Origin of the sequence: Mycobacterium sp., assembly GCF_049673265.1 — a bacterium.
Lineage (GTDB): Bacteria > Actinomycetota > Actinomycetes > Mycobacteriales > Mycobacteriaceae > Mycobacterium.
Genome location: NZ_JBATXN010000046.1, coordinates 1 through 7428, shown reverse-complemented (window position 1 = coordinate 7428; position 7428 = coordinate 1). Strand labels below are relative to the sequence as shown.

General features: G+C 64.8%; 10 protein-coding genes. 7 read left to right on the top strand and 3 right to left on the bottom strand.

Going from position 1 to position 7428, the window contains the following annotated elements; translation table 11 throughout:
- Positions 1–113: 113 nt before the first annotated feature.
- The 7 genes from WBF82_RS01630 to WBF82_RS01600 all read left to right on the top strand — a co-directional run bounded on the left by WBF82_RS01630 (position 114) and on the right by WBF82_RS01600 (position 6132).
- Positions 114–461: a hypothetical protein gene (locus WBF82_RS01630; protein ID WP_424381361.1), complete on the top strand. Its 348-nt coding sequence runs from the start codon at positions 114–116 to the stop codon at positions 459–461.
- A gap of 25 nt (positions 462–486) precedes the next feature.
- The gene (locus WBF82_RS01625; RefSeq protein ID WP_424381360.1) at positions 487–1176 is read left to right on the top strand and encodes a M15 family metallopeptidase; all 690 of its coding nucleotides are present in this window, start codon (positions 487–489) and stop codon (positions 1174–1176) included.
- Positions 1177–1264: 88 nt separating this feature from the next.
- Entirely contained in the window at positions 1265–2077 is an 813-nt protein-coding gene (locus WBF82_RS01620) for a class I SAM-dependent methyltransferase (RefSeq protein ID WP_424381359.1), read from the top strand.
- A gap of 79 nt (positions 2078–2156) precedes the next feature.
- On the top strand, positions 2157–3734 hold the full coding sequence (locus tag WBF82_RS01615; RefSeq protein ID WP_424381358.1) for a methylmalonyl-CoA mutase family protein: 1578 nt from the start codon (positions 2157–2159) through the stop codon (positions 3732–3734).
- Positions 3735–4163: a cobalamin-dependent protein gene (locus tag WBF82_RS01610; RefSeq protein ID WP_424381357.1), complete on the top strand. Its 429-nt coding sequence runs from the start codon at positions 3735–3737 to the stop codon at positions 4161–4163. It begins immediately after the preceding gene.
- Positions 4148–5104, top strand: a complete 957-nt coding sequence (locus WBF82_RS01605) for an LLM class F420-dependent oxidoreductase (protein WP_424381356.1) — start codon at positions 4148–4150, stop codon at positions 5102–5104. Before WBF82_RS01610 ends, WBF82_RS01605 begins: the two co-directional genes overlap by 16 nt.
- Positions 5101–6132: a CaiB/BaiF CoA transferase family protein gene (locus WBF82_RS01600; RefSeq protein ID WP_424381355.1), complete on the top strand. Its 1032-nt coding sequence runs from the start codon at positions 5101–5103 to the stop codon at positions 6130–6132. The genes WBF82_RS01605 and WBF82_RS01600 overlap by 4 nt, the downstream gene beginning before the upstream one ends.
- Before the next feature lie 87 nt (positions 6133–6219).
- Here WBF82_RS01600 and WBF82_RS01595 read toward each other — a convergent pair whose 3' ends face one another.
- Genes WBF82_RS01595 through WBF82_RS01585 form a run of 3 tightly spaced genes read right to left on the bottom strand, consistent with a single transcriptional unit; the run spans position 6220 to position 7390 of the window.
- Entirely contained in the window at positions 6220–6552 is a 333-nt protein-coding gene (locus tag WBF82_RS01595) for an MmcQ/YjbR family DNA-binding protein (RefSeq protein ID WP_424381354.1), read from the bottom strand.
- A 22-nt stretch (positions 6553–6574) separates the two neighbouring features.
- Entirely contained in the window at positions 6575–7024 is a 450-nt protein-coding gene (locus tag WBF82_RS01590; protein WP_424381353.1) for a TIGR03618 family F420-dependent PPOX class oxidoreductase, read from the bottom strand.
- A 51-nt stretch (positions 7025–7075) separates the two neighbouring features.
- Entirely contained in the window at positions 7076–7390 is a 315-nt protein-coding gene (locus WBF82_RS01585) for a 2Fe-2S iron-sulfur cluster-binding protein (RefSeq protein WP_424381362.1), read from the bottom strand.
- Positions 7391–7428 lie beyond the last annotated feature (38 nt).

Below are 7428 nucleotides of genomic sequence, written 5' to 3'. Positions count from 1 at the left end.
GTTTACCGACCCTGCGCTGATGCTCGCGGTTTCCACGGTGGTCCGAAAACGAAGGTAAACTACAAGCATGTAATTCGGCGCAAGCGGCGTCGCCGATCAAAAAGGAACGGCCCATGGACCCACTCAGAATTTCCGGCGTTGAGCTCGACGATCGGGACCCTTTTCGAGCGACCTTCGAGGTGCACCTGTCCCGCGACATGACGGACTTCGAGCGCCAGACGCTGCCTCCGCTGCTCTCCGGGAGCTTCTCGCCGTCAGAGGCTCGAGGTTCGGCGGTGGTCGCCATCAGAAACGCGACCATCGCGATGATCGAGGACCATCGGGATCTGCTCAAGCAGATTGTGGCGGAAGCCGAATCATTGGCCAAGACAATGGAACACGGTCAACACGCGGTTGCCGCTCAAGTCGCGGCCAGGGTAGAGGATGTCAGCCAGCGCGCCGCGGCCATCGACTGGAGCTAAAACACCCGTCGCGGATAATGAGACGGTGACTGCCTTCCGGTTGTTAGCGGCGCTGGTTGTGGTGGTGTCCGCGACCAGCTGGAGTGCACGCGCCAACGCCGACGTACCCCCGCTGAGCGCCGAGGCGCGCGCAGCCGGATTCGTCGACGTCCGTTCCGTGGTTCCCAACGCGGTCATCGATCTGCGCTATGCGACGCCGAACAACTTCACCGGCACGCCGCTGTATCCGGCTGATGCCCGCTGCCTGGTGCATGAATCGATGGCGAGCGGACTTGCCGCTGCCGCAAAGGCATTGGGCTCACAAGGACAGCTGCTGGTCTTCTGGGACTGCTATCGACCGCACGCCGTGCAGGTCAAGATGTTCGACGTGGTGCCGAACCCGGCATGGGTGGCCAGGCCGGGCCCCTATGCGAAGAGCCACGAGGCGGGGCGTTCAGTTGACGTGACGATGGCGGGTATGCAACAGCAGTGCCCGCCCGCGCGGCAGTTGGCCGGTCATTGCCTGGCCGATATGGGCACCGATTTCGACGACTTTTCGCCGCGTGCCCTCGCCTTCGCCACCGATGGCGTCAGCGCAGACGAGCAGGCCAACCGGGCCCGGCTAAAGGACGCGATGGGTGCCGGCGGGCTGGCGGTGTACTCCGGTGAATGGTGGCATTTCGACGGTTCCGGGGCAGGTGTACAACGTCCGATCCTCGAAGTTCCAGTCGATTAGGTGTTCCCATATTATAGGATAGCTATTTCGCATCGTGAAACGCACGGCGTAGCCTTCGGGTGGGCATTCGATCGCAAGGAGCCACACGATGAACAGCTCTCCCCAGGCCGTCTACACCCACGGGCATCACGAGTCGGTGCTGCGCGCGCATCGCAGACGCACCGCAACGGACTCCGCCGGCTACCTGCTGCCGCATCTGCAGCCGGGGATGTCGCTGCTCGACGTGGGCTGCGGCCCTGGGACCATCACCGTCGACCTCGCGGCTCGCGTTGCGCCCGGCCGGGTCACCGCTGTCGAACTCACCGATGCGGCTTTGGATTTGGCGCGCGCCGAGGCGCACAGGCGCAACCAGCCCAACATCGAGTTCGTGACTTCTGACGTGCACGCGCTCGATTTTCCCGACGACACCTTTGACGTTGTTCACGCACACCAGGTGTTGCAACACCTGGCCGATCCGGTGCAAGCGCTGCGCGAACTGCGGCGGGTATGTGTGCCTAGCGGGATAGTCGCGGTCCGCGACGCCGACTACGCCGGATTCACTTGGTTCCCGCAGCTTCCGACGCTGGACCGCTGGAGCGAGCTCTATGCCGAGGCGGCCCGCGCGAACGGCGGCGAACCCGACGCGGGGCGGCGGCTGTTGTCCTGGGCCCAGGAGGCGGGATTCGACGACATCACTCCTACGGGCAGCATGTGGTGTTTTGCGACGCCGGAGACCCGCGACTGGTGGGGTCGGATGTGGGCAGACCGGATTGTCGAGTCGGCACTGGCCCGTCAGCTGGTGGACTCGGGCATGGCCACAGCCGCGGAGCTCAACGAGATCTCATCGGCATGGCGGGACTGGGCGGCCGCTCCGAACGGCTGGCTGGCGATCCCGCACGGCGAGCTTCTCTGCCGCGCTTAGTTTACGTCCGCTGAGCCTTCTTAGGCTGGTCAAGCTGCGGGATTGGCATTCTCTTTTTTTGCAAGTACGTTATCAATCGATGGATAACCGCACCGAAACCTCATCCGGCATCCCGCTGGAGCCCATCTACGGGCCGGGGGATCGTGGTACCGAGCCGCCGCCGCCAGGCACATATCCCTTCACCCGGGGAAACTTCGCCAGCGGCTACCGAGGCAAGCTGTGGACATTCCGGCAGTACTCCGGATTCGGCACCGTCGAGGAATCCAACCGCCGCTACCGCTACTTGCTGGACCAGGGCGGCACGGGGTTGTCGGTGGCGCTGGACCTGCCGACCCAGTGCGGATACGACTCCGATGATCCCGAGTTCGGTGAGGAGGTCGGCCGGGTCGGCGTCGCACTCGACACCCTCGCCGACGCCGAGATCCTGTTTGACAGCATTCCGCTGGACAAGATCAGCACCAGCTTCACGATCAACGGCACCGCGGCGATACTGCTGGCGTTCTACGTGGCGGCCGCCGAGCGCAAGGGTGTGCCGCGCGCCAAGCTGACCGGGACCATCCAGAACGACATCCTCAAGGAATACGCCTCGCGCGGCACCTGGATCTGGCCGCCGGAGCCGTCGCTGCGCCTGATCGCCGACACCATCGAGTTCTGCGCGGCCGAGGTTCCCAGGTTCAATGCGATCTCGGTGGCCGGGGCGCACTTCCGTGACGCCGGGGCCAACGCGGTGCAGGAGATGGCATTCACTCTTGCCGACGGCGTGACCTACTGCGACACCGTGGTGGAACGCGGCCGTATGACCATCGACCAGTTCGCGCCGCAGATCTCGTTCTTCTTCTACACGCACGGCGATTTCTTCGAGGAGATCGCCAAATACCGTGCCGGACGGCGACGTTGGGCGACGATCGTGCGGGAACGCTATGGCGCCACTACCGACAAGGCGTCGATGTTCCGGTTCGGCTGCGTGTGTGGTGGCGCGTCGCTGTATGCGCCGCAGGCGCAGAACAACCTGGTGCGGGTGGCCTACGAGGCGATGGCCGCCGTGCTGGGCGGTGTGCAGTCGATGTTCACCGCCGCGTGGGACGAGCCGTTTGCGCTACCAAGCGAGGAGTCGACCACGCTTGCGTTGCGCACCCAACAGATCTTGGCCCATGAAACCGGTGTGGCCCGCGTCGCGGACCCGCTGGGCGGCTCCTACTTCGTCGAGGCTCTCACCGACGCCACCGAGAGCCGCATCATCGAGATCATGCACGACCTCGAGCAACACGGCGGAATGGTCCGCGCCATCGAAGACGGCTATCTGCAAGGTCTGATTGCCGATGAAGCGTTTCGGATCCACCAAGACATCGAAGCCGGAACGCGACCCGTGGTCGGCGTCAACCGATTTGTCACCGATGAACCGCCACCCGAAATCGTTACCTACGAGCTGGATGCTGAAGGTCGCGATCTCCAACTCAAGCGGCTCTCCAAAGTTAAGTCCGAAAGGGATTTGGCTGCAGTGCAATCCAGCCTAGCTGCGCTGTCTCGCGCAGCCGAAGGAACCGACAACCTGATGCACAAGCTGATCGATTGCGCAAACGCCTACTGCACGGTCGGTGAGATGGTCTCGACGCTCAAAGCGGTCTGGGGCGAATTCCAGCAGCCGGTGGTGTTCTAGATGGCAGTGCGGATCCTGGTCGCCAAGCCTGGCCTCGATGGGCATGACCGCGGGGCCAAGATCGTTGCCCGCACTCTGCGCGACGCCGGTTTCGAGGTGATCTACACCGGCATCCGGCAGCGCATTGAAGACATCGCGTCAATCGCCGTACAAGAAGATGTTGCCGTCGTCGGGCTGAGCATCCTGTCCGGCGCCCATGTCGCATTGACCACCCGCACCGTCGAGGCGTTGCGCGCGGCCGACGCCGCCGATATCGCCGTTGTGGTCGGCGGGACGATACCCGAGAGCGACGTGCCCAGGCTGCTGGACGCCGGGGCGGCAGCGGTATTTCCTACGGGCACTTCGCTCGACGTTCTCGTGCGCGACATTCGCGCCCTCACCGGCACCCCGGCCCCCGAGCCAAAGGAAACACAGTGCGCCTCGGAGTAATGATCGGCGCCGAGCGTGGCGATATGGCCCGCAAGGTCGCCAAGTTGGCCTCCGATATCGAATGGGCCGAATCTGCCGGACTGGACACCGCGTGGATGCCCCAGGTGCCCAACGACTTCGACTGCCTGACCATGGTGTCGCTCATGGCCGCGCACAGCTCGCGCATCGAGCTGGGCACTGCGGTGGTGCCGCTGCAGGCCCAGCATCCGATTGCTCTTGCCCGCCAAGCGCTCTCGACGCATGCGGTGGCTGGTGGACGGCTGGCGTTGGGTGTCGGGCCATCGCATCATTGGATCATCCGGGACATGCTCGGCCTGCCGTATGAGAAGCCTGCTGCTTACACCAGGGACTACCTGGAGGTGCTCAACGCAGCCCTGGCCGGTCCGGGATCGGTTGACGTCGAGAATGATTCGTTCACGGTGCACAATCCGACGGTGATCGGGGCCGATACTCCGATGCCGGTGCTGGTCGCCGCGCTGGGGCCGGTCATGCTGCAGCTTGCCGGTGAACTGGCCGACGGCACCGTCTTGTGGATGGCAGACGAGCGTGCGATCGGCGATCACATTGCGCCGAAGATCACCAAGGCCGCAGCAGATGCCGGCCGGCCCGCCCCGCGGATCGTCGCGGGTATCCCGGTATGCCTGTGTGCGCCTGGACAAGTCGACGAGGCCAAGGAGCGGGCTAACCGCGTCCTGGGCGAGGCCGAGGTTTCGCCCAACTACCAACGCCTCCTCGAACGCGGCGATTCCCGCGATGTCGGCGATCTGTGCGCGGCCGGCGACGAGACGGCCATCCTGGACCGGATGCGCCGGTTCGCTGACGCCGGGGTGACCGACTTGTCGGTGCGGCTGCTGCCGATTGGCGACAACCGCGACGAGCTGGTCGCATCGAAACGCCGCACCCGGGAAGTGATCGCAGCTCTCGGCGCTGAACTGCGATGAGCGCGCCGCTGGCGGGGATCAAGATCCTCGAGGTGGGCACCATGTTGGCCGGGCCGTACGCCACCATGCTGCTCGCCGACCTCGGCGCGCAGGTCACCAAGATCGAGCCGCCTGGTGGCGAGATCTCGCGTCGAGTATCCGACAGCTACTTCGCCAGCCTCAACCGCAACAAAGACAGCGTCAGCTTGGACTTGAACTCGCGTGAGGGCCAACAACAGCTGGGCACGCTTGTCGCGGAATCCCATGCGCTGCTGGTGAATCTGAAGCCGTCGGCGATCCACCGGCTGGGGCTGACCTACCAGGCGCTGCGACAGTGGAACGAGCGCATCGTGTGTGTCGCGATCACCGGTTTCGGCTTGGACAACGGCGATGACCCGGCTTTCGACTACGTCATCCAGGCTGCCACCGGGGTGGCGGCGCTCACCGGCGAGCCGGACGGGCCGCCGACGCTGCCCGGCTATTCTTCGGCGGACAACTCCACCGGATTGGCGGCCGCGCTCGGGCTGCTGGCCCAAATCACTTCGGGGCGTGGCGGTCAGGTGGATGTCTGCCTGCGTGACGTGATGCTCTCTCAGCTGAACTACCATGCGTCCGCCTACCTCAACGACGGCATCGAGCCGCAGCGCCGGCCCTTTGGTGCGCACTCGTATTACGTTCCGGCGCAGATCTTCCCGACGGCCTCCGGTTATCTGGCGTTGTTCATCACTCACGATGGCTTCTGGAAATCGTTTGCCGGCGAAGCCGATATCACAGGATTCGAGACGATGGCCGAACGGGTGGCACGGCGTGCCGAGGTGCTGACCGTCGTCACGGCCACCCTCGCGACTGACACTGCTGCCAGTTGGGAAGCTAGGCTGCGTCCGTTGGGGGTTCCTGCGGCGGCGGTGCGAACCCTGCCCGAAGAGTTGCGGGCCACACCGGAAATCGTAGTCAGCGCAGGCGATTTCCGCCTCGTCGGAAATCCGATCCGCATCTCAGGCTATGAGCCGGACTATCGTCCGCCGCCGAAGTTGGGCGAGCAGACGTAAAAGTCCCCGACACGCCGAGGCGTGTGAGACTTTTGCGTCTGCTCAACCGACCCCACCGCGCGCGGATTGGGCTTGCCGGTCGAACCGTTAGTCGCGGTCAAAGATGCGGTTGCGTTGGGCTCCCGGCAGCTGGCCCACCACCAGTTCATACGAGTGCTCGATCATTTCTTCAAGCTCGGCGGCCGCTATTGAGCCGTCCAGTTCCACGGTGTTCCAGTGGCGTTTGTTCTGGTGGTAGCCGGGGCGAACTGCCGGGTGCCGGGCCCGAAGTTCCACGGCGATGTCAGGGTCGCACTTGAGGTTGACGCTGCCCGGGTCGCCGTCCAGCGACACCAGCGCGAACATCCGGCCGCCGACCTTGAACACGGCAACCCCATCCCCGAACGATAGTCCTCGACTGCTGCGGGAAGGCTTCCGCACAACGTGAGAACCTGCGCTCGGTTCAACTCGCCGGGTTCGCGTAAACGCGCTTCGGCGAGATCAGCACAGCGGTGCGCTTCTGCTCGCGCATCACCCGGTCGTAGGTGTCCCAGTCGTCGTGGGTTCCACCGGCCGCGGTGAAGATGTCGCGGAGCATGATCCGGAGTCGCTCGTCATCGACGTCCGGGTGCGGGTCATCGGGTCCGATCAGCTGCGCCGAACCCTCGACGGTGGCCCACTGCCAACCGGCGCGCGCTGTGACCGTGCTACGCGGATCGGCACGGAGGTGGGCCAGCTTGCGCGCGCCGCCAATGGCCACCAGAGCGACGACCCGCTCGTTCGTCAGCGGGTGTTGCATGACCCCGGCGTTGACCACCGATGACTGAGCACTGCCATCGCGGCGCAACGTGGTAAAGACGATAAGTCCGTGGTCGGCAGCAGCGAGATCAGCGAAGGCTGAAAGGTCCGTCATGGTTGCAACTCCGTTCCAGCCCGGTATACCTGAAGCCGCTGCAGTGCGGGGCTACTCGTAAACCACTGTCACCGACGTTGTGTCCGGTACCGCCTGACACGTCAAGATATAACCGTCGGCGAGCTCGTCTTCTTCCAGCACGTCGTTGGTCCGCATGGTGGCGCTGCCCTCCTTCAGCAGCGCCATACACGTCCCGCAGTTCCCGGCCTCGCAACTGAACGGCGGCGACAGCCCGGCCCGTCGCGCGCTTTCCAGCAGCGTCTCACCGGCGACCTGTGGGACCGACACCTTCTTGCGCTCGAGGTGGATCGTCACGGTGCCGTCGACTGCACCACTGCCGGCCGCAGCGGGTGCGGGTACTTTCACTGGCGGCGAAGCATCGAAGTCCTCGACAAGCACGCGTG

Coding starts and splice junctions, on each gene's coding strand:
- WBF82_RS01590 (WP_424381353.1), bottom strand. CDS start 7,024: ATGACGGACCTTTCAGCCTTCGCTGATCTCGCTGCTGCCGACCACGGA.
- WBF82_RS01620 (WP_424381359.1), top strand. CDS start 1,265: ATGAACAGCTCTCCCCAGGCCGTCTACACCCACGGGCATCACGAGTCG.
- WBF82_RS01630 (WP_424381361.1), top strand. CDS start 114: ATGGACCCACTCAGAATTTCCGGCGTTGAGCTCGACGATCGGGACCCT.
- WBF82_RS01610 (WP_424381357.1), top strand. CDS start 3,735: ATGGCAGTGCGGATCCTGGTCGCCAAGCCTGGCCTCGATGGGCATGAC.
- WBF82_RS01615 (WP_424381358.1), top strand. CDS start 2,157: ATGGATAACCGCACCGAAACCTCATCCGGCATCCCGCTGGAGCCCATC.
- WBF82_RS01600 (WP_424381355.1), top strand. CDS start 5,101: ATGAGCGCGCCGCTGGCGGGGATCAAGATCCTCGAGGTGGGCACCATG.